The following is a 20,802-nucleotide window of genomic DNA, read 5'->3' as shown; positions in this document are numbered from 1 at the left end:
CGCCATTTTCTACCAATTACGGTTAAATTTAAACATTTTTCAACATTTCTGCCTGCAGGATTGTAACTCCCCCAAAAAATGAAACAGTTCATAAGTAGAATTTTCCATTAGCAACGATAGGAAAATTTACGATGAGAAAAAGCAAGTTCACCGAAACCCAAATTGTCAGCATGATTAAAGAGGCAGAGTCTGGCGTTCCCGTCCCTGAAATTTGCCGTAAACATGCTATAGGCCAAAGTACATTTTATAAATGGCGCTCCAAGTATGGTGGTATGGAAGCGTCTGATGTAAAGCGCCTTAAAGAACTTGAAGAAGAAAATCGTAGGCTAAAAGATATGTTTGCAACGCTTAACCTAAAGCACTCAATGCTTGAGGATATCATCGCAAAAAAGCTGTAAAAACAAGTAGGCGCAGAGCTTGGGTTGAGCATTTAAGGGCTCAATTTAACGTCAGCGTCGCATTTGCTTGTGAAGTGGCAGGGCTAAGCCGCTCAGTTTTTTATTACAAACATAAACGGCCATCCGATGATGAAGTTATCGATGCATTGCTGGCGCTAGTTGAGCGGCATCAAAGATGGGGACTACCCAAGCTATTTAAAAGACTTCGCAATAAAGGCAAGTCATGGAATAAGAAGCGTGTTGAGCGAGTTTACAACATGCTAAAGCTTAACTTGAGACGTAAAGGAAAGCGCCGTGTACCAACGAGAACGCCGGAACCATTTAGTGCTCCAAAACAGCATAACGTGTCATGGTCAATGGACTTTATGAGTGATGCATTAAGCTATGGACATCGGTTTAGAACATTGAATGTCCTCGATGACTTAAATCGACAAGCATTAGCCATTGAAGTTGATACCAGTTTAACGACTGAGAGAGTGATTAGGACACTAAGACATATTATTGCTTGGCGCGGTAAACCAAAACAAATTAGAGTAGATAACGGCCCTGAATTTACCTCAACAGCACTTGAAACTTGGGCTATGGAAAACAACATCAGGCTTAAGTTTATAAAGCCTGGCAGCCCTTATCAAAATGGCTTTGTGGAAATATTTAACCGAAGTTACCGTGAAGAAGTGCTCGACTTATACTTGTTTGAATCACTTTAAGAAGTACGTGAAATCACAGATGAATGGCTAGATATTTATAATTATGAGCGGCCTCATGATTCACTTGGCGATATGACACCAATTGGTTATCTAGAGGCAGCATAAATTCTACGAAAGAGTGTACTAAATTGGGTGGAGTTACACAGTAGCTCATAACTATAGCAAGCTTGGATATAGCTTTTCCAGATATCTCCAGCGTTAATTTTGATTGATTTACAAGTTGCGATTCAAATGAACCTGTAATATGTTTTTAATTTAAAACTTCTCTACGGAGGAACCTACGGCCAACTTACTGAACTGTTCTAACTAGTTGTTAATGCTCCAAACTTAACAATTTAATCTTTACTAGCAGATTAAAGTTCAACTAATGCTTTGTAAAAGTCTAAAAATTGAATCATGTGTCATCCATATTTTCTTAATTATATATAAATGACACTGTTTCCTGAAAGTTATGTATAAACAGAATTAATCTTTATTTAAAACACCTCTAACGAGTCTAACATAGCCTGTATAACCTTTGAGTGGCTTCCCTATATCTCCTCCTGCAAGAAAAAGTACATAAGCAGATTCAGAACTCTTTGTTTCAGACGAAGATAAGAATTTACCTCTGTTTGGCGTGTTAACAAAAACACTCGCAATACTATCCTTATAACTAGAGCAACTTCTTCCAGTTTCATTAAAAAAATCAGGCTTACCTGAATGGCAGTAAATCAAAGTACGAAGCTCTTCGATAGTAGGAACCCTCCAATCATCATATTCATTAAAATTACTATTAATATTAATTAAGCCGTCCCAAGTAAAACTTTTAGCTTTCCCATGGCAGCCTCCATTCCGATATTCCTGCCCTAAAGAGCACCTCATCCACTGTAAGCCTGAGACTCTATCACTAACTATAGCCCCTGAAGCTAAAAGCTCATACCTTGCCTCGACTAACTCCACACCTTTTGCTAATAATTCTTGCTCAGCAATTAACCTCAATTTTTCAGCTTTTTCTCTTTGTTGAGCTTTCAATTTTTTTTCAAGTATTTCCTGCTCAGCTTTTTCTTTTTCACGTCTTTTTCGATTTATCTCAGCCCTAGCATAGATTTCATCTTCCAATGCTTTCTTCTCTAGCGCCTTCTGTTTTTCTACCTCTTCTTTTATCCTTAGTCGCTTACCTATAGCTGTTTCTATCTTTTCCATCTCTAATGACACAGTTTGAATTGTACCTTCTTTTATAAAAACTGTTTTTTCTTTAGAGTATGTATAAATATTATTTAATGGTTTTGTAACCTTTATTGTGTAGGTGCCTTCATCTAACTTTATCGCAAATGTTTGGCCAATATTTGATGGTGAATTTCCGACTAACTCACCATCAATAAATATCTTTGCATCTCTCGGTGATGTATTTATTTTGATTATTCCAGAGCCACCACCACAGGCAGTCAATAGGGTTAAAATTAAAATGAAGAAAGTTAGATGCTTTGTCATTACGGTAACCTATATATAAAATTTTAATTGTTTTTGTAGCACTATTAGTTAGTGCTAGTGACCATAGATATATCCGCGTTTTAGATAAATAATAAACCTTTTCCGGTTACTAAATGATGCAGAATTACTTTGAGCTGCTTTGAAAACCTTATAGTTTTGGGATAATCCAGAAGAGTCTCCATCTTTTAAATACTTATAAATTCCAAAATTTCCAGCAAGCCCATCAATGCTATCGGAACTACATAATTGGTATAAAGCATAGTCATTTGATAGACCAGAGCAATCCCCAGTAGAACAGTAGCGATACAAAGCGTGATCTTCGCTAACAGACGCACAATTTAAGCTCCCCCCCATGTTGCCGGATGCATCAAACTGTTTCTGTTTTCTATCTCTGTTTGATTGCTCTATTCTTTGTTGTTCGAGTCGAGCCAACCTTTCTTTCTCCTTCTCCTCACGTAGCCTTTTTTCTAGATTGTATTTTTCTTGGTCGGATTCTATTTTCATTTTAAGATCAGCAATCAGTTCGGGAGCGTACATTTTCGTCTCGGCTTCTGCTAATAGCTTATGTGCTTTCGAAAAATTCCATTTTGACGACTCTATCTCTGCTTGTTTTATTAACTCCTCCTGCTCACTGGCCTCAAGTAAGGCAACCTCAGCTTCGGTGAAACTTGAGTTATCTGTACACGATGCAATAAATACCAATAAGGCAGGTAAAACGTAGAAGCTTAATTTTTTGAATTTATTTTTTGATGACAAACTCATTTAGTGTCTCTATGTAAAATTATGAAAAAGTAAATTTAATCATATAGTTAATTACCAACTCACGCTTTTCATCTTAGCTAAAGCTAATTTACGTATATCAACTGCGCCCTTTTTTCTAAGGCAATAACGAAACAAACGACATCAGATGAATAGAGCTGCGCATCTATTAATAAATGTATAATAGGCCCTCAGAAAACTTTTTCTCAATGGCAGGAAGATTACCGACTCGAGCTGTTACCAAGCAATCCACTTCCATTCTGTCATTGAATCGTTTTCCTATACAGTAGTCAAAGTTAAACTCCTTACGCTCTCCAGGCTCTATCAGCACTTCCCCCTCTGTGAGCATTTCTTTCTCAATTTTTTCTAAATTTTGCTTGTTAGCGCCATAACCACCATCAACAAATTTCTCCTGACCAACGAATTTAACCCTTTCTAGTATAATTCGTTTATGACCTAAATTAGTAATAGGTACCCTTACATTAAAAAAAGAATTATCATCAAGCCTCTCAAAATTGTTTCTTGGTAGCTTACCAGATTTTCTCGCTGGGGTTATTTTTGAATAGGCAGTAAACATAGCAGCATTTGCTTCTTCCCAGCTCTCACGTTCTCGGGCGTTTTTTTCCTCCAACTCTTTAGTTTGAGCAAGTAGTTTTTTGCACTCTAAATTGACTTTACGAATTTTAGACATAGTAAGTAATTTCTCTAGCACAAAACCAATTAGAAATCCGATTATTGTGAATATTCCATTTTCAGAGGTTAGCTGTGTTATTATATCCATTAACATTTCCTTGTATGATGTTTATTAATTTAAAAGTAAGGTTAGAACAAGCCTAAAAGAATACTAGCAGATTTTTATGAAGCTTAAGCTAAACTTATTTATGTACTTTCTGAACTATAGAGCAAGACGTAATAAATATTCACAAAAGAGGAGCTAAGTCCCAACATTGTTAAACATTTTGAAGACTTTTTCGTTTTTCACGACATCACTTGATCAAAATAATTACGCGAACAATTTCTGATGCACTTAGAAACCATAGCAACTTGAACTGACGCTTACCTATTGGGCTTTAGATAGTAGTGTAGCCAAACGGTCAATATAATGTGCAGATAGTCAAAACTCATGCCAAGACCAAATACAGGTATTCTATTTAAAGAACTTAATATAAGAATCACCAACAACCAACACTTGGTTTAATATTACTGAAACTAATTTGGTTTAATTGCCCTTTGCCATTGCTGATTATTAAGTTTCACCTCTAATCAAAGCACTTCTCTATCTCAGACGATCAATGTAACAGTTTTAATTTTTTGCTTGATTTTCATCCCAAACAGATCGAAAAATAGCTAACTATTAGCATTTCAAAGGCTGTAATTAGTCCAATTTTCGTTCATATTTTTCAATTTAAAGAAATGCAGAGCTTATTTTATTCTAAACCTATCTTCTCTTTCATTTCTTGTATTAAAGGTATTGCATTTAAATTATTGAAAACAAAACCACTTCCTTCAAGGCGAGTCATCTCTGTAACAAAAGAAGCAAATGAATCACCATCCCACTCTTCAAAATTAATTTTTTGTTTATCAAACCATGTTGCAACATCCTGATTAGATACAATATTCTCAAATAGAATCAAGATTTCTTGACTTTCCATTGAGTGTTCCAGCTCAACATAATCATCACAGTTTACAATTATACACTTTGCCTCTTGAACAGATGTTTTTGGCAAACCAATGAACTTATTTAGCGCTCTTGATAATTTACGGCAGGAAGGTTTTGGGAGCATTGAAATTAAGCTACCGATCCAAGCTTTATTAGAATAACTGTCCTTATTACTGTCTGATAAATCAGTAAAAAAGCGATTGAGAGCATCACTTAATGACCCACACTTGGTAAATAGCTTATTATTTTTCACATACCATTCTACGATTAACTTAGTTGAACTATCTGGTTTTTCTATTTGTTCTACCCACCAGTCAATATCTGCATCACCACCATTATCAACCAATTCAAGGATCCTACTTCGCCATATATTAGGATTGTCAGTATCCAGTACATCTGACAAGAAAGATTCATCCATGCTCTTCAGTTCGTTTAAGCTAAAATCATAGTGTCCGATCCAACCACCTAAGAAGCTTAATAACTTACCTTTATCAATATTCAATGCCTTTAAATTGCTATACTTTCTGATAACTGCATCTATGCTCAGCCTCATAACTCGATTATTAACAATTAGTATATGCATCGACTCATTAACATACTTACTTAACATTTGGTTTTCTAGGGCAGACAAAACTTTGCCAAAACTACAAGAAACAGCTAAACAGTTTGCCAACTCGTTATGAAATTCATCCGATAGCTCAATATGAGATTCATAAAAATTAATATTTTGAGGTGTATTATGGTAAATAATATTAGCGACCGCTTGAGCCAACCACTTTGTTTTGCTCTCATCTTCTATTAAAGCAAGCCCTTGTTGATAGTAACTTTGTAAACTTGAATGATACCAATCTTCACAATATATGTTTGACTCAAGAATCAATGATCCTTCATTTATTTTTTCAACGGAAGACAAATCTCTAAATACTTCAAGAACCCCTTCCTCTTCATTTAACCATCCAACTTTAAAACAGCTTGAAATCTCTTCAAGTAACTCTTTATGAATATGACTGCCTTTACCAATGACTGAAAATATTTCCTTAATATCACCTTCTGCTAACTTACTAACTTCAATCTGCCAATTCGGAAACGTACTTCGTTTAGGCCACAAATAATATACAAACACCCTAGCATTAAATAATTTTATTATATCCGGGACTTGGTTTGATAAAAGTTGCGAACACCCATACAATACATTGAGAACTTTTTCACCATCATCCAATTCAATGAATTGCTTTGGTTTGTTGTTTATGGATTCATAGTAACTTTTAATTCTGGCTCTATTTATATCAACACCAAAGTTTACCAACTGCTGTATTGATGAAATTAAAATATCGATATCTTTGATATCTAAAGAGTCCTTTTCTATAGCTGAATTTATAAATGGGGACCACTTATCAACCCAAATTGTATATGTTGAATCTTCAGACTTTTTCATTTTCAGCATCAATGAAATAAATTTATCAGTTCCTTCCTCATCTATTAAATCTAATAAAATTTTATCATAAGCGTAAATATTCTGTTTAACTACAAATGGCTCTATATCTCCGCTATTTAATGCTCGGCTCAATGGGGTTTTAAGTATCTCACTTTCAGCAATATTATAACTCGATAAATAATGTATTGAGACGAACTCTTTCGACCAAACTTCAAAGTTAACAGTACGCTCAATAATTGCTTTACTTTCTTTTAATTTATCTTTGACATCACTATTTTTGGATTCTGAAGACAATACTTCAATCGAAGATAAGCTATAGTTTTGAACTGATAACTGATAATAAAATGCGGTTATAGTATGAATAGGCTCGTTATGTGTTGATAGAAGGCTCACAATTGAATTGATCAGCTTTTTCATAAAACGAGGAGTTACTGGGGTATTGTTAAAATATGTCCATAAATCGATTAATGATAAAATACCTTTTAATTCTTCGCCTACAACAGAGATTCCTGTTTCTGCAATCATTTTGGAACAACTCATTTTCCAATCCGCGGAAAGTATTGGAGCAACCCTAAATGATATTGGAATTCTTTTTGAAATAAACTCCATTCCTTCTGCTTCATCAGAGGATAATGAAGATGCAACATGTTTAATTGAATAAGGAATTAGTAGTTGAATTTTAGTTTGCGCTATAGAAGTAAATACTTCGATGTCACTCCACACTTCCCTTAACTTTTCTTTTGTTACACGATCCAAATTATCTAGCACTAAAATAAATCTTTTATGTTCAGGAATCTCAAAAACGAAAGACTCTAAAGCTTCCTGCAATTCATAAGCACCGACCTCTTTATTGATTTCAATAGTTTCTGAAATTGTGTCTTTACTATTTCGTTTGAAAATATCGCCTGTTGTAGGTGGGGTACCAAAGAAATAAAGTATCTTTCTTCTTTTTTGTGCACACCTAACAATATGATAAGGGAACCAAGCTAGAAAAATTGAAATTATAGATAAGCCGCTAACATCAAAATTATTACTAGCAACATCAAATCCATCTGTAGCACATTGACAGACATAAAGGATAAAATTACCTATACCAGATAAAGCATCAGGTAAAAGTCTCACCCCAGCCAGCAAAGCGATCGTAAACCAAATTATCCAGATATTGACATTACTTTTAATATTAGATGTATACTCAAAGTGATTACCTAATGCTACATTTTTAGCTTTTTCAATCTTTGCTTTACCATCAGTTGATGTAACAGAACTTTCTATTGCAGAATAAAGCCTTTCAATTAAAGCTTTTTTTGTAGCGCCATGCTGAAATCTCTCAACATCAAATTCAACAAACTCATATAGCTCTTCTTCGCTCTGGCATTTGATTAGCTCTAAAACAGTGCTTTTTCCAGAGCCAAGATTACCTTCCACACCCACAACATTGATATCATTATCATTTTTTAATGATTTAAAAACTGCATCGGCTGTACGGCTGTGACTTCCACTATCAAATAAATCTTCTTTGGAAGGCTTTTCTACTAAAAAAGTATACTTGTTATTATCATTATCCATATGAGAAGTAACCTAAACCTTGTTTTGTCAATCAGCTTCAAGATAGAAAATTATAAAATCAAGCTAACACAAGAATAACCATCTGTCATTTTACTTGATTGTAAAATAAACAATAGATAGTTTATCAGTTAAGTATTCTATGGGAGCTTAAACTAATGATATGAATCCCTTTATCCACTCTTTTCAGATTCCCAGTAAAAATCCGTATTACAATTCAAACCTGCTCAACTTACCGAATTTTTCAACATCTCAGCTAAAGCTGTTTTACGAGTATCAACTGCCCCTAGTCTATTAACACCATAACGAAAAGCAGCTTCAGTGCCAATAATATGTACTTTATCTTCCGCCCTTGTCACAGCAGTATACAGCCAGCTACGGTCAAGTAATCTTCCTAGCTCAAGCAATACAATCACATTCGGAGCTTGTGAACCCTGCAATTTATGTAAGGTTAAGCAGTACGCAAGGTCGATATATTCAAATAATTGCCAATCCACTTTCAGCACACGTTTGTTACCTTTTTCATCAAGATCTTCAAGCTCAACTACACAAGCATATTCATCTGTAGATTCAGCACACTTTAAGACCCCAAGCGTACCATTCTGAACATCGTGTTTATAACTGGTTAGGGTAATAACAATCGGGTCACCTTCCCTGAAGTCATAACTTCCTTTGAGAATTGGCATATCCGTAAGATCAAGAATCTTGCCATTTGGGTTCGCAACACCTTGCAGCATGATGTTTGCTTTTCTTACCGTATCATTTGTAGGAGCGACTATCATGGCGTTGTCATACTCAGAGTAGGCAGTTACAGCATCTTGCAAAATGTCGCCTGTTGATTCTTGGAACGTAATATCTGCGGTAGTTAATGACTCTGGAGTTATGCCTTGCCGTATAGCATTGGAGTATCTAGGCACACTACTGTCTATTCCCTGTCGTTTTACAACATCAAGTTCCACATGTTTTATTACACCACTTTTAATGACATCATTTAAAATAAATCCCGCATTAATTGGGGGAAGCTGATAAGGGTCACCAACTAACAAAATCCGAGTCTTATCAGAAAACAAAGTAACCAAACGCCACATTGTATATGCATCCAACATGGAAGCTTCATCTACTAGCAATACTGCCTTATTTTCATCAAGGTCTGATTCGCGCAAAAGTTTTGCAATAGTCTTCGTTTCAAAACCGATTGATTGTTGTAGCCTACGAGCTGCCTTTCCTGATAACGCTACAGGGTATATCGTATAGCCTAGCTTTTTATAAGCATCGACAATAAGCTTTGTGGTAAATGTCTTACCTGTTCCAGCACCACCAGTGAGTGCAAATACATTGCTGAGTAAAGCAGTCCTTACTGCACGTTCTTGAGCTTTTTCTAACGTCCATCCATCAGGTATTGAAGACGCATAAGCCTCTTCTAAACTACTTTGCCACGTCTGCTGTATATTAGAAAGTTTACCGAGCCGTTTAGAAATGGTTTTCTCAAATATATAATTGCCAGAAACGAAATATTGGTTGTTTTGTTTAACAAAGCCTACGATATCACCATCTAGTTCACATGCCTTTGCAACTAGCAGCTTGTCATTATCCAACAACCTAGAGACACATGATTTAATATCTTGCCAATCTGCGACGGCATTACCCTGATCACTCCATAATCTCAATGCTTGTTCAACGATGGCTACCAGTCTGATTTCATCATCCCGTGTAATTCCGAAATGCTTTTGGGCAATAGCGTCTACCTTGTGAAATCGCATTCCCAGTGAAAACAATCGGTATGGATTCTGTGTAATAAAATTGATTGCATCCTGATCGGCGAATCTAAAAAGTTGGCGCTGTATAGGTGCTTCTATTTCCCACTTAACGAACTGTGCTGAGTGCTTTAAATTTGAATACTCTTTATAGCCCTCCCATAGCCCATGCACGGCTTTGTCGCTCAGCAGAACTTCCCTGACTACTTGAAAGTTGGTTTTTGATTGGTCTTTTTCGTATGGCAAATATTTATCGCACTCTAGAATGTCGAATATATCGCTTCGAAACTCTAACCAAAGTAGTTGAGCGCTAACCTTACCGATACCTTCAAATGCTTTTTCAGAACTTAAAAAGGCTACGAAGCCAGCACCGTTATCTGGCATCACACATTTCAGTGTAGGCTCCATAAATCGCCAAACATCGACATAACTATCCGTGCTTACTTGCTGCTGTCTAATACTGAAGTTTCGTTCTTTGAGGATTTTCCATTGTTGACCGACTTTTGGATTAATATTCAACTTATTTTGCGTGGTCAGAATCTCAACACGATGCGCACCTGCTTTGTGATTAACAAAAACAGCTCCTAATCGCACATTATCTGGGTGGTACTGGTATATTCTGGTGATCCTTACCAGGTAAGCACTACTCTTCATTTCCACAAGCCCATTTCAATCAATACATCTCTAAACTCTGATAGCTTGGCAACTTCAGCTACTAGTTTTGCATTTTCATTTTGTAGTCTTCGGTTTGCTCTTTTTAAGTCTCTGACTTTAGCTCTATCTTTTATGTCTTCTTCAGTTTCTTTTGATACATCTATGATCTCTTTATCGAGAGATAGACTGGTCTTTCGTTGTTGGTAGACACCTGAAATAGCTAGTTCTATTTTCAAGTCTTGCAACATATTGAATAGCTTTTCATTTCTAGCTTTCTTAAATGCTGAAGGATTAAAGCCAAGCTCATCAGCAATTTTTTTGGGACTTAACGTATCACCATGCCAATAATCCAACCAATTAGGCGACTCTTTCGACTTCATTTCTGCAACCCAATCGAGAAATAAATCTCTGTTACGTTGGCCTCTTTCTTTACTCATCTTAACCTCACTCCATGAAGCCTCTTATCCTAGTTCTACGAACCTTTATGAACTCTAGGAATAAACAGCTAAATCTCCAAAATTTCAACCCCTTATTTTATAATAAACCAGCCAAACTTGGAGTGCTTGTGATGTAATTTGTATCAAAGTAAAATATACGATGTTTATTGATCCTGCTTCAAGAACAGCCGGAAACAGAACTAAACTTTATTAATTCATTAGATAGCTAAGCTGTAGATGTTCTATCGAACGAAAGTTAATTCGATACGTTTGCTCTGCCAATACCTCAGAATTACACTACACCATTCTCTAAAGAGGTTAATACATTATTTAGTGCTTTGACTTTACCCAATAACCTTGCAGAATTATTCTTCGCCCCATCTAATGCTGAGTAAATCAATCGATGATGTTCAGGAAATCGCTCCTGTAAAGCTTTATATTCATCTACTTCTATTAATGAAATTGCAAGTTCAGCCTCAACAATTTTTTTTTCTGTTGACAAAGCTTCAAAGAATGGTGAAGTTTGATTATCTATAGAGCTAGAATTTGCATTCTCTAGCTTAATTTCATCCGATTTCGCCACTACCGTAGTAGTATTAAACAACTCCGTTTTAAAATATTTCTTTGCCCTACCACTTCCCTTTGCTTTTAAGAGCTCTCTCTGCTCAAGGTTAGTCACCTGTCTGTAAACAAACTTACGTGCCTTATATTTATCTTGAAATGAGTTCGTTAAAGCTAATAGCTCTTCTCTAAGTTCAATTATTGTAAATCCATCGCAACTTCTTTCGATCAAAAGACAATAAATGAGTTTGTTTAGTTTGATAATTTGGGACATTTTTTACCCTACAAAAGTCAAAAACTTAGGGTTGCTAAGTATATAGAATAATGCAAAACTTAGAAATACTAAGTTTATTGTTAATAAATCACACCGGAAATAATCAATCAAAACATAACTTAGGACTCCTAAGTGTACAAACCATTATAAAACTTAGACAATCTAAGTAATTAGAGACTAAATAATGATACTTCAGTGTTCCAGAACCCAATCCCAATTAGACTCAAACAAGCCCGTACTAAATCAGGTATTTCTCAAAAACAGCTTGGGATACTTATTGGTATTGATGAAAGCTCTGCGAGTGGTCGCATGAACCACTATGAAAAAGGTCGTCATATTCCTGACTTAACAACCCTTAAAAAGGTTGCTGATGAACTAAATGTTCCATTAAGCTATTTTTTATGTGAAGACGAGACAACAGCAGAGCTAATTATTGAAATATCAAAACTAGATACAGATAAAAAGCTTGAACTAATCAAAGAGCTTAAACGGTTATCTAAATAATTTAAATTGGAGCAATATTTACATACAAGAAAGTTTGAGTGATATTTAAAGAAAACGGGCCAAAGACCCTAAATGAACCTCTGGTAAAATAGGGCTTTGGCGGCGGCAGTTTTGACTGGCTACCCATTCATAGGCAATGATGTATCTAAATTTCAACAGATACACAAAGGCTGTTTGCCATTATTGCTCTATTGAGGTGAGTTAGTGCACCTTCACTCGTCAGGTTTGAGCGACTAGAATTTCTCTAATCAAATAGTCGTATGTGCGCTCTGGAGAGTTATAGAAATTATTACACTCGAAGATTGGTTTATACTGAAACTTCCACAAGAGGAAGGTAAACACGTACATAGAGTATTTTATTTGAGTATCGTGACGTATGATTATTCATTGTAATCACCTTCATCATTGAACATTGAGTCTATTTCTTTGTTTAGCATAGTAAAATCTGTGGTGATTTGAGCTAATCTTGGTCTAGCGATAGTCTCTGTTGCAGGTTTTCCACTTGCTTTGCTATTTGAAGCAAATGGATCATATAGCGAGTCACTTTCTTCAAAGTTAGTAGGCCAAGTCCCGTCAATGTTATTCCATCCGCTTTTACCTTGCGTGATGCTTAGTTCCAAATTTAAAAGTGATAAATATTTAAGAAGGTACTTAATTCCACCATCAAAGATGCCATTTTCCATTTGTGATATTTGTCTACGGCCAATATTAAGAACTCCTGACACTTCGTCTTGAGTAAGTCCTTTAGATTTGCGTGCATTTTTTAATTTCTCACCGTCATACAGTTTCATGGAGTACCTATAACGCTTTTTAACTTGCTACTATATTATAACAAAACATAGGAATGTTACTATATAGTATCATTTAACTATTTTGTTATTAAATAGTAAAGCAGGGCTTTTTGATTTACGTTAAATGTGCGACTTTATCGGTTCGAATAACTAGAAGCTGCTATGGGCGCGAAGAAAAAGTTGCTGTTGGATATTGAGGAACAATTGTTGATGAGTTAAGTAATCCGTACCTCTCATTCCTCATCATTGACGATAAAACGCTTTTGCCCCTTTTCGAGTTAGCAAATTGCATATTTTGCAAATTGGTTTTACCCCAAAATAATTCAGAGCAGGTGCTCTAGAGTCGAATTTGAACTAACTACGAAATGTACCCAAAGTAGAACAGGGGAGCTACTTAAAATCAATGAGTTAACCTACTTAATTGCTCAGGCTAACGACCTCTGTGTGCGTAAAAATATAATTGCTTCTTAAGGCAAATTTAGGTGTAATAGAAGCATAATAAACGCTGAGTAAAGCAGGGATAGCTTAGATGCGATAGGCTCGCCAGTAACGTTGGCTTGATATCGCTTAGGCCAGAAAAAGCAAATTCCCATAGCACACACCGAGCAGGTAGCGGCTCAGTCCAACAAGCGATTATGCAACACAAACTAAGCGTCGCATAAATCCTGAAATGTTATAAGCTCTCGGAGGGTGTCGAAGATAATGGGAAATAAAAAAATTAAATGGCTAATTTACACCGTTTTGGTGGGATTAATTCCGATATTATCAAGGCTAATAGTTTGGCTTGTGACAAAAGAAGGTAGTGTCAATTTACTTTCACCCTCAGATTTTGTGGCTTTCGGTTTGGTTCTTCATATTTCCAACATTAATGAAATAGAGCATTTTTCAGGGATACAAAAGGAATGGAAAACAGCTCAAAATGGCATTTCAATAGCTTTTATAGCCTTTTATAGTGTTTTGTTTGCATTGACATTAATAGGAAAAAGTATTGTCGATGTTAATGCAATAACCATCTGTACAGTGGTCTTGTCTGTCGTTTCATTTCTTATTAGTTATTCTGTCTACGATAAACTTTCAAAGACATTGGCCTGTGAAGGGAGTGTAGTATGACCACTTTCATTGTTTCGGCCACTGTAATATTGACGTTAGCAGGTGTTGCTGTTTCTATATGGTCATTGATAAGCACACGAAATAGTCACTTTAAGGAGTACAAAGATAGGAAGCGCAATGATTAAAAATTTTATATACCTTGATGAAGACAAAATGTATTCCCTTTCTTCACAGTTATTTGAAGGTGTTACTGAGTATGTTTTAAATGAATCATCTTCTGAACAAGGTGAGTCTGAAGAGCAAAAAGGCCCCGTCGGAAGTGGAAGAGTACTAGGCGATATCTTAAGGAATAGTGAGAGGAATACTGAAAAGAAATTCCTTAATGATTACTCATATACCATATTCGAGAAGAAGCTCATAGATGACGAAATGGTGCTAGTTGTTAATAGTAATGAAAGTGAAGAAACTCAAATAGACACTAACAAGTCATTTATAAAAATTACATCCAAAGCTACTTTCAACGACATAAACATAATAAACAATACCCTTAAAAACTTTAACAAAATTGGTAAAGCGTTGGCTCACATAACTAACTTTCAAAATATTTCGGCAGTTAGAGAGCAGTTAAAAAAAGTCAAGGAAAGTACGAAAGACAGGAATCAAACAGCCAAGCTACAGACCCAACTTAAATCTATGACTAATATTAATAAACTGGCCACAGAAGCGGGTTTACAGCAAGAGCAAAGCTTTCTAGATGATCTTTCACTGGTTTTGACTTACGGATTTCAAGATCAACTTGAGATTCAAATGGAGTTTGTTGATTCAATATTTTCTGCCAACTTAAACCGTTCTTATCTTCGGGAGTCAGAAGACTTAGTGATTAGAAAATATTCTAGGAAAACTGAAGTTGAGTTTACTTTGTTTGGAATAATTACCCAGCATCAAAAAGAGAAGCTCGAAGTGTTAGAAGAAAGTGAAGATTATGGAAGTATTAAAGAGGCAATAATGAATCTTGTTTCTCATTTAAGCAATGTTGAGGCTACATTTACCGGTAGGCTAAGTAACGAAATAATAATCGACCCAATCGCTTTATATACCGAAATTTAGGACTTATAACAAGATGCTGCTTGGGAAAATTTACTCGCTGGCGTTCCCAAATTTCCGCAGAGCATAGCGCTGGTAAATTATGGAGAGTTTGGTGAAAATGATTGCTGATGGTTTAGCTATTGAAGAAGCATTTGAATGTGTATTACTTGATTATATTGAATATGAATCTAGCGTATTTCGCTTAAGTCTAGAGGGGTTAATCCGTGGGCACTCTGAACGGAATAGTAACTTCTTTGACAATCGAAGAATGATTAATCGTTCAATATCAAACTTCTTATCTTCTTCAAGAGCTTACACAGATCAAATAGAAAAAATGTCTCTTACATACAAGGGAATAAAAGCTAAAACACTTTCTCATGAGTATGATACTAATAGCGTTTATCCATTTGCCTGTAAATTAAGAAATTATGTTCAACATTATGATGTGGTTATTCACAAAAAGAGACATGGCTCGTTTACTTTATTGGAAGACTTTCATTCGGAGGGGGTGTCTAGACCACATAACTCGTCATTAGAACTAATTATCGATAAAAATAGGTTGATGGAAACGGATGTTTTTTCAAAAAAAGTATTAGAACCAATGCCTGATGAAATATTTATAACAAGAACATTTAGGGACTATCTAGGCTGCTTATTGAGAATTCATAAAACAATAAGAGATGAAATAAAATATTATGAATTATGTGTGGAGTTATCTAAAAGCGAAATTGATGATAAATCCATTGATATGAGAAAGGTTGATGCCTTACTTGGGCTAATAAGAAAAAACTATCCTGTAGATATTATTCAAAACACAAAAATGATTGGCGTTAAGTAATTAATAATAAGCAATTTAAGAGGGCTTGCACATTTAGCCCAAAATAAGTTGCAGTAAATCATCTAATTACACCTTTGTGCGAAGTAGACATTCAAAGTGTTAATACATAAATAATCAATTCTGCTTATGAATTAAATGGGCTTCTCGTTAAAATTCCCATATTTAAGTTACTAATTTCAATTGCTGTTTTTTTATGCTTATTCTCGTAATGTAAATCTATCCATTTTCATGTAATTAAATTCTCAGTTATTGGGAAGTCCAGTATCCAGAACAACTATGATTTCGTCATCTGTTATCAATTTTCGCCTTTTCATAATTAATCCTATAATTTTCACACAGCAATTAATTTAAGATTAACTGTCACCAGACAACATATTTGCTATATCTTTTGAATAAATTTTAGGTAAAGATAAAACTTTTATGCACCAAAAAATGCTACTTTTTAATTCTGTAGGTTATTACCCATTATTAAAGCGTCCGGCTTTTGATGTTATTTCTAATCACAAGCTAACTTCTTAAAACCCATTGGCATTATAAGTTTGGATAACTCAATTTCTTTCGAGCGAGGGATGGCTAATACAAAAAAATCTCTGGCTCTTGTTAGTGCAACATAACCTATTCGTCCTGTTTCAGTAGAAGTCCCCTCAACCATCTTTACCACTTGATCATTAGTTGCAATATACATAGCAGCATCAAGTGTTTCACCTTTCAATTGATGTACTGTGTCAATACGAATTAATCTACGGCTATCATCACTCTTAGCATATTCACTTGGCAAAAGGGCACTATCGGGTAAGTTTGTAGAGGCTAATTTGTTGCCTAATTTACTAACATTATTAAAGCCGTGTAATTCACATATTTTTTTTAGTACCTTAGCAAGGTTTTCTTTCAACTTAGGGTGCCATTCTTTTTTCGCATGTAATTTTGCCGAAGGTAAACCTGCACTTTCCGAGCGAACAAATTGCCAGATAACTTTTTTACTCTCGCTATATTCACGTTTATCTTTTGCAGCACTCAGCACATCAGTAAAGAACTCTTTCGGCGCATCTTCAATCAAGTTTGCAATACAACGCAACACTAATTTAAAAGCTTCAAATGGGTGACCATACAAGTCTCTTTTTATCGCTGCCTGCGCGAAAATGTTTGTTTTTCCTTGTCCACTTTTCCCATTAGATCCAAGGAGAGTTTTCTTTAATTCACTTCCCCTTACAAGAATAGCACTTTTGTTTTTATTAATACTCAAGTCTTTAAGTCTGGACAAAAATGAGTCGATAACCTCTGTATAATTTTTTTCTTTATATGTGCAATAGAATAGGCCAAAGTCATTATTTTCTTTACTTCTAATATGTTGATTCTGAAACCCTGATACTAAACTAGCTGCATCTACGATATCTTTTATCGACCTTCTATTTAAGCTAAGGGGGCATTTTAAAGTACTCGGTTTGTTATTATGAGTATTTAAAAAGGCTCCATCAGCTCCTGCAAATTCATAAATAGCCTGATTAGGATCTCCGATTAAAGACACTTTCGAACCTCCTTTAATCAGCATACTAAGGAAATATGCGTGCATTGAGCCTATATCTTGTGCTTCATCGACAATTATATGCGGATACCTTTTGGCTATGGCTTTAGCTAATGACTTCTGTTCTTTCAATATTTTGCAGGCCCAATACCCTCCAAACTCATGTGTATAGCCACCCGTTTTTCCTAACGTAAGGATTAAATCTCGACCTTCAGCTACTTTGTTCTTATTTAGAAAGCATTCAACGCTAATATCGACTACACGGCATGTAAGCTCAACAACCTTATCCGAACCAATTGTTTTTCGCCCAGTTTGGGTCTCTATCTCAAAGTTAAATTTTCTATTTTTTAAAAATAATTCCCCTCCAGAGAGCAAAAAGGGTACACCAGAGCAGCCCATAACTCTTGAACCATGAGGCCGTATAACGTTTCCTACAATAAAGCTATCTAAGGTCTCAATAACAACTCTATCTGAATAAGGGTGCTTGTTGGTTTGGTTTGAAGCATGCTGCATGAAATCTTTCTTAAAAGTATTCACCGCTACATTAGAAAAGGACAATAGTGCGATATAGCCACGTTCATTATTTAATGAATGCCTAACGTGTGAAAGGCGATGTACCGCTGTTGTAGTCTTCCCACTACCAGCACAAGCAATAACAGAAAGGGGTTTCAAGGGCGAAAAAACGACCTTATGCTGCTCGTCAGAAAGCTTCATCTAAAATGTCCTCTCCTTCGATCACATGCTTGATTGCATCTCTTATATAACCGGGTACAACAAAATTAGCTGAAGTATTAGAGACTTGGTACGCTAGCTCCTGTGCAAACTGCCCTTTTTGAACATTTTTCAATCCATCCCCACGTTCAAACATTCCACAAAATAGTGCCTTTGCCTTTTCTTGATCTGTTGTTTTATCATTTACTTCATCTTTAATTGATTTCGCTATCAGAGGATGTATTTCGGATAGTGCGTCTAACATTACTGAGCGATTATCTTCATACAATGCTAGATCATACTCCAGAGTCTTTACCCCAAAAAACACTTTTACGAGCTCACACTCTTGCCCTTTGAGAACTCTTGTATTATCTGAAGCGATAACATTATCGTTAGCAGACGGATAAAGTGGAACAGTCTTTTTGTTGCCACTACTATCTTCTTTGGTAGGATCAGCATCGGTTATTACTGATACTGGTATTGCCAACTTTTCTTGACCCATTAACGGTAAAAAACAATCGAAGTTCAGACCATCAACACTTATTATACTTACCGCATATTTTTGCAAATCATAATCAAGTTGTTTTGCCAATACCCCTATCAACATTAGTTCTGCCGTACCTTCAACTAGAATCAATTTTCTAGCAAAGAATAATTCGGCTTTTGTTACATCTAAGTAACGCTCCAGTTTTTTTCGCTTTTTTTCAGCTTTAGTTGGAGATGGGTCAAAGGTAGCTTCTCGCGGGTTGAAAACTTTAACAGAGCTGTTTCGATCCACCATACACGTTAAGTTTTCTAAGTTAGCTAAACTAGCAAAATTTGAAGAGTGGGTGGTTACGAAAAGCTGGATGGATTTTTCTACCTTACTTGCAGCAATAGCCTGAAAATAATCTAACAGAACAACCTGTAACTGCGGGTGAAGATGAGCTTCAGGCTCTTCAATTATCAAGCCTCGGTATGCGGCAGAAGGATCCTTTATCATTTCACTTAAGACCACAGCCATGAAAATTAAGTTATTATATCCAAGGCCGTTTGTATCTATTTCCATACCATTTGCTGTAATTGATAATTTGGATGAAAGCTCTTTGAAATCAGCACCACTCAAGCCTAGTGAAAGCTCTTGAGAAAGCTGTTTGCCTAACATGTCTTTGTGTTTTTCAACAATGGAGTTCCCTGTAGAGACTAATGGTGGTTTACGCTTCAAAAGCTTCTCAAAAGCACTTACTAACCCATCCACACTCTGCCTGCCTAGAGTATCTTCTTCTCCAATAAGTCTCATCAATCTTGCTAGTTGGCTATTTCTTCCCGGCTTTAATCCTTTGGATGCATCACGTAATGGCTGAAGATAAACACCTCTTAAGTTTTCTAGCATATCTGAAGTCATCCCGACCTCTTCATGTTCTCCACACCACCTTTTCAACCTCATCCGACCTGAAGCATCAATCAGAGAAAACCGAGCGTGTATATGTGCTTCAAAATTTTCCTTATCAATAGGAACCAAGGCGTGCAGAAAATCAGCTTCATCAGATTCATTCAAATCTGAAAATACAAAGTGAAATGTAATATCACCTGATGCTTCCCTTCCATCTTGAGGTTGAAATATATCATCTTCGGTAATTCTTAAATAAGGATCTTCATGACTTGCCAGAATAACCCTTAAGGCATCAACAAGTGCTGTTTTACCAATGTTGTTTTCACCAACGATTACATTCAATCCATCTACAAAATTAAAAGTAATCTCGTCAAGACGCCTAAAATTTTTAATTGTTAGTTTTGATAGAAACACTCCAACTCCTTCAGAAGATTATTACATCCATAATAAAACCAAATTATTTTTAAAGTACCCTAAAAAAACTGCACAAGAGATTTTAAGGGAAAATGCAATTACTAACACGGCTTAACGAAAAAGCATTGATACTTTCATGTAAGATAAAAAGAGCACTAATTGAACTAACTACGACGTCTCGTACTTCTGCCTGACAACACAGTCAACTTAACTACCTTTAATATAATTCCAGAAGTTGTACATCCACTGACATCTACCTCATAGTTTTGATTATCAGCCCAATATTTTATGTAAATTGTTCCGTTACCTTTGTAGAAATCCAAAAATAAGTATTCCGTGTAGTCGTATATTCCTAAGTCAGCAAAAAGATTTAAAATATTTGTATTATGAACTGTACATGCACCTATATTGCTCTCATAACCACTCATTTCAAATCGAAGCTTTGTACTTTCTACACCATCAAATTTATTAAGGCGTCCCCTTATAAAAGCTTGTAACTCTCTATCTGACATTTTAATAAGGTCGTCTATCCCATTTCTGTTTTGAGTATCCACAATTTTCTCCCCAGTCATTTGATGCATAACGTATGCTTATTTTAAACACGATTAATCACCCCTTAAATATCATTAGTAACTCATCGACCACTAAAAATCTAAGATTATTTAAAAACATTAAATTCTCAGTTCTATTTTTTAGCGTATTTCAGAATACATCTCTACTTTCATGTGTTCAAAATCATTGACGGGAATTAACTAATTATTTCTTACCTAACCAACAGTAATTTTTGGTTTCCATTATGCAATATTTAAACTGGAGTAAAATTCAAAACATTCTAAAGTTAT

Annotated in this window: 15 protein-coding genes and 1 pseudogene; 5 read left to right on the top strand and 11 right to left on the bottom strand. The window is 35.5% G+C overall.

Going from position 1 to position 20,802, the window contains the following annotated elements; translation table 11 throughout:
• Window positions 1-131: 131 nt before the first annotated feature.
• Window positions 132-1,210 (top strand): annotated as a pseudogene (locus tag AN213_RS03940) (IS3 family transposase).
• A gap of 360 nt (window positions 1,211-1,570) precedes the next feature.
• Here the strand turns inward: AN213_RS03940 and AN213_RS03935 are convergent.
• From AN213_RS03935 to AN213_RS03905, 7 genes are all read right to left on the bottom strand, one after another.
• On the bottom strand, window positions 1,571-2,575 hold the full coding sequence (locus AN213_RS03935; RefSeq protein ID WP_055197554.1) for a DUF1566 domain-containing protein: 1,005 nt from the start codon (window positions 2,573-2,575) through the stop codon (window positions 1,571-1,573).
• Between the two features lie 54 nt (window positions 2,576-2,629).
• Complete coding sequence (locus tag AN213_RS03930) at window positions 2,630-3,337, bottom strand: hypothetical protein (RefSeq protein ID WP_055197552.1); 708 nt, start codon at window positions 3,335-3,337, stop codon at window positions 2,630-2,632.
• Window positions 3,338-3,503: 166 nt separating this feature from the next.
• On the bottom strand, window positions 3,504-4,115 hold the full coding sequence (locus AN213_RS03925) for a hypothetical protein (RefSeq protein WP_055197550.1): 612 nt from the start codon (window positions 4,113-4,115) through the stop codon (window positions 3,504-3,506).
• 646 nt (window positions 4,116-4,761) lie between these two features.
• Window positions 4,762-7,995 carry a P-loop NTPase fold protein gene (locus tag AN213_RS03920; RefSeq protein WP_055197548.1) on the bottom strand — a complete coding sequence of 1,078 codons (3,234 nt, stop codon included), beginning with the start codon at window positions 7,993-7,995 and terminating at the stop codon, window positions 4,762-4,764.
• A gap of 224 nt (window positions 7,996-8,219) precedes the next feature.
• Complete coding sequence (locus AN213_RS03915; protein ID WP_055197547.1) at window positions 8,220-10,400, bottom strand: ATP-dependent RecD-like DNA helicase; 2,181 nt, start codon at window positions 10,398-10,400, stop codon at window positions 8,220-8,222.
• Window positions 10,397-10,837, bottom strand: coding sequence for a hypothetical protein (locus AN213_RS03910; RefSeq protein WP_055197545.1), 441 nt, complete (start codon window positions 10,835-10,837; stop codon window positions 10,397-10,399). The genes AN213_RS03915 and AN213_RS03910 overlap by 4 nt, the downstream gene beginning before the upstream one ends.
• Before the next feature lie 292 nt (window positions 10,838-11,129).
• Entirely contained in the window at window positions 11,130-11,672 is a 543-nt protein-coding gene (locus AN213_RS03905; RefSeq protein ID WP_055197543.1) for a hypothetical protein, read from the bottom strand.
• 195 nt (window positions 11,673-11,867) lie between these two features.
• On the opposite strand from AN213_RS03905, the gene AN213_RS03900 reads away from it, so the two are divergent.
• The gene (locus AN213_RS03900; protein ID WP_055197541.1) at window positions 11,868-12,176 is read left to right on the top strand and encodes a helix-turn-helix domain-containing protein; all 309 of its coding nucleotides are present in this window, start codon (window positions 11,868-11,870) and stop codon (window positions 12,174-12,176) included.
• Window positions 12,177-12,556: 380 nt separating this feature from the next.
• Here the strand turns inward: AN213_RS03900 and AN213_RS03895 are convergent, their stop codons facing one another.
• Window positions 12,557-12,967 carry a RodZ family helix-turn-helix domain-containing protein gene (locus tag AN213_RS03895; RefSeq protein ID WP_055197539.1) on the bottom strand — a complete coding sequence of 137 codons (411 nt, stop codon included), beginning with the start codon at window positions 12,965-12,967 and terminating at the stop codon, window positions 12,557-12,559.
• 702 nt (window positions 12,968-13,669) lie between these two features.
• Between AN213_RS03895 and AN213_RS03890 the strand changes: the two genes are divergently transcribed.
• The 3 genes from AN213_RS03890 to AN213_RS03880 all read left to right on the top strand — a co-directional run bounded on the left by AN213_RS03890 (window position 13,670) and on the right by AN213_RS03880 (window position 15,941).
• Window positions 13,670-14,077 carry a hypothetical protein gene (locus AN213_RS03890; protein ID WP_055197538.1) on the top strand — a complete coding sequence of 136 codons (408 nt, stop codon included), beginning with the start codon at window positions 13,670-13,672 and terminating at the stop codon, window positions 14,075-14,077.
• 117 nt (window positions 14,078-14,194) lie between these two features.
• A complete protein-coding gene (locus AN213_RS03885; RefSeq protein ID WP_055197536.1) occupies window positions 14,195-15,124 on the top strand; it encodes a hypothetical protein in 930 nt (309 codons plus the stop codon).
• Between the two features lie 91 nt (window positions 15,125-15,215).
• Complete coding sequence (locus AN213_RS03880; protein ID WP_055197534.1) at window positions 15,216-15,941, top strand: hypothetical protein; 726 nt, start codon at window positions 15,216-15,218, stop codon at window positions 15,939-15,941.
• Window positions 15,942-16,437: 496 nt separating this feature from the next.
• Here the strand turns inward: AN213_RS03880 and AN213_RS03875 are convergent, their stop codons facing one another.
• The 3 genes from AN213_RS03875 to AN213_RS03865 all read right to left on the bottom strand — a co-directional run bounded on the left by AN213_RS03875 (window position 16,438) and on the right by AN213_RS03865 (window position 20,541).
• Window positions 16,438-18,177 (bottom strand): UvrD-helicase domain-containing protein, encoded by a 1,740-nt coding sequence (locus AN213_RS03875; protein WP_055197532.1) that lies wholly within the window; start codon window positions 18,175-18,177, stop codon window positions 16,438-16,440.
• Window positions 18,164-19,960, bottom strand: coding sequence for an ATP-dependent endonuclease (locus AN213_RS03870; RefSeq protein ID WP_055197530.1), 1,797 nt, complete (start codon window positions 19,958-19,960; stop codon window positions 18,164-18,166). The genes AN213_RS03875 and AN213_RS03870 overlap by 14 nt, the downstream gene beginning before the upstream one ends.
• Window positions 19,961-20,124: 164 nt before the next feature.
• The gene (locus AN213_RS03865) at window positions 20,125-20,541 is read right to left on the bottom strand and encodes a hypothetical protein (RefSeq protein WP_055197528.1); all 417 of its coding nucleotides are present in this window, start codon (window positions 20,539-20,541) and stop codon (window positions 20,125-20,127) included.
• Between the last annotated feature and the right edge of the window lie 261 nt (window positions 20,542-20,802).

The sequence above is a fragment of the Pseudoalteromonas sp. P1-8 genome, from assembly GCF_001399985.1.
GTDB lineage: Bacteria > Pseudomonadota > Gammaproteobacteria > Enterobacterales > Alteromonadaceae > Pseudoalteromonas.
Note: the sequence above shows the minus strand (reverse complement) of the source record. Positions and strands in the feature narration are given on the sequence as shown.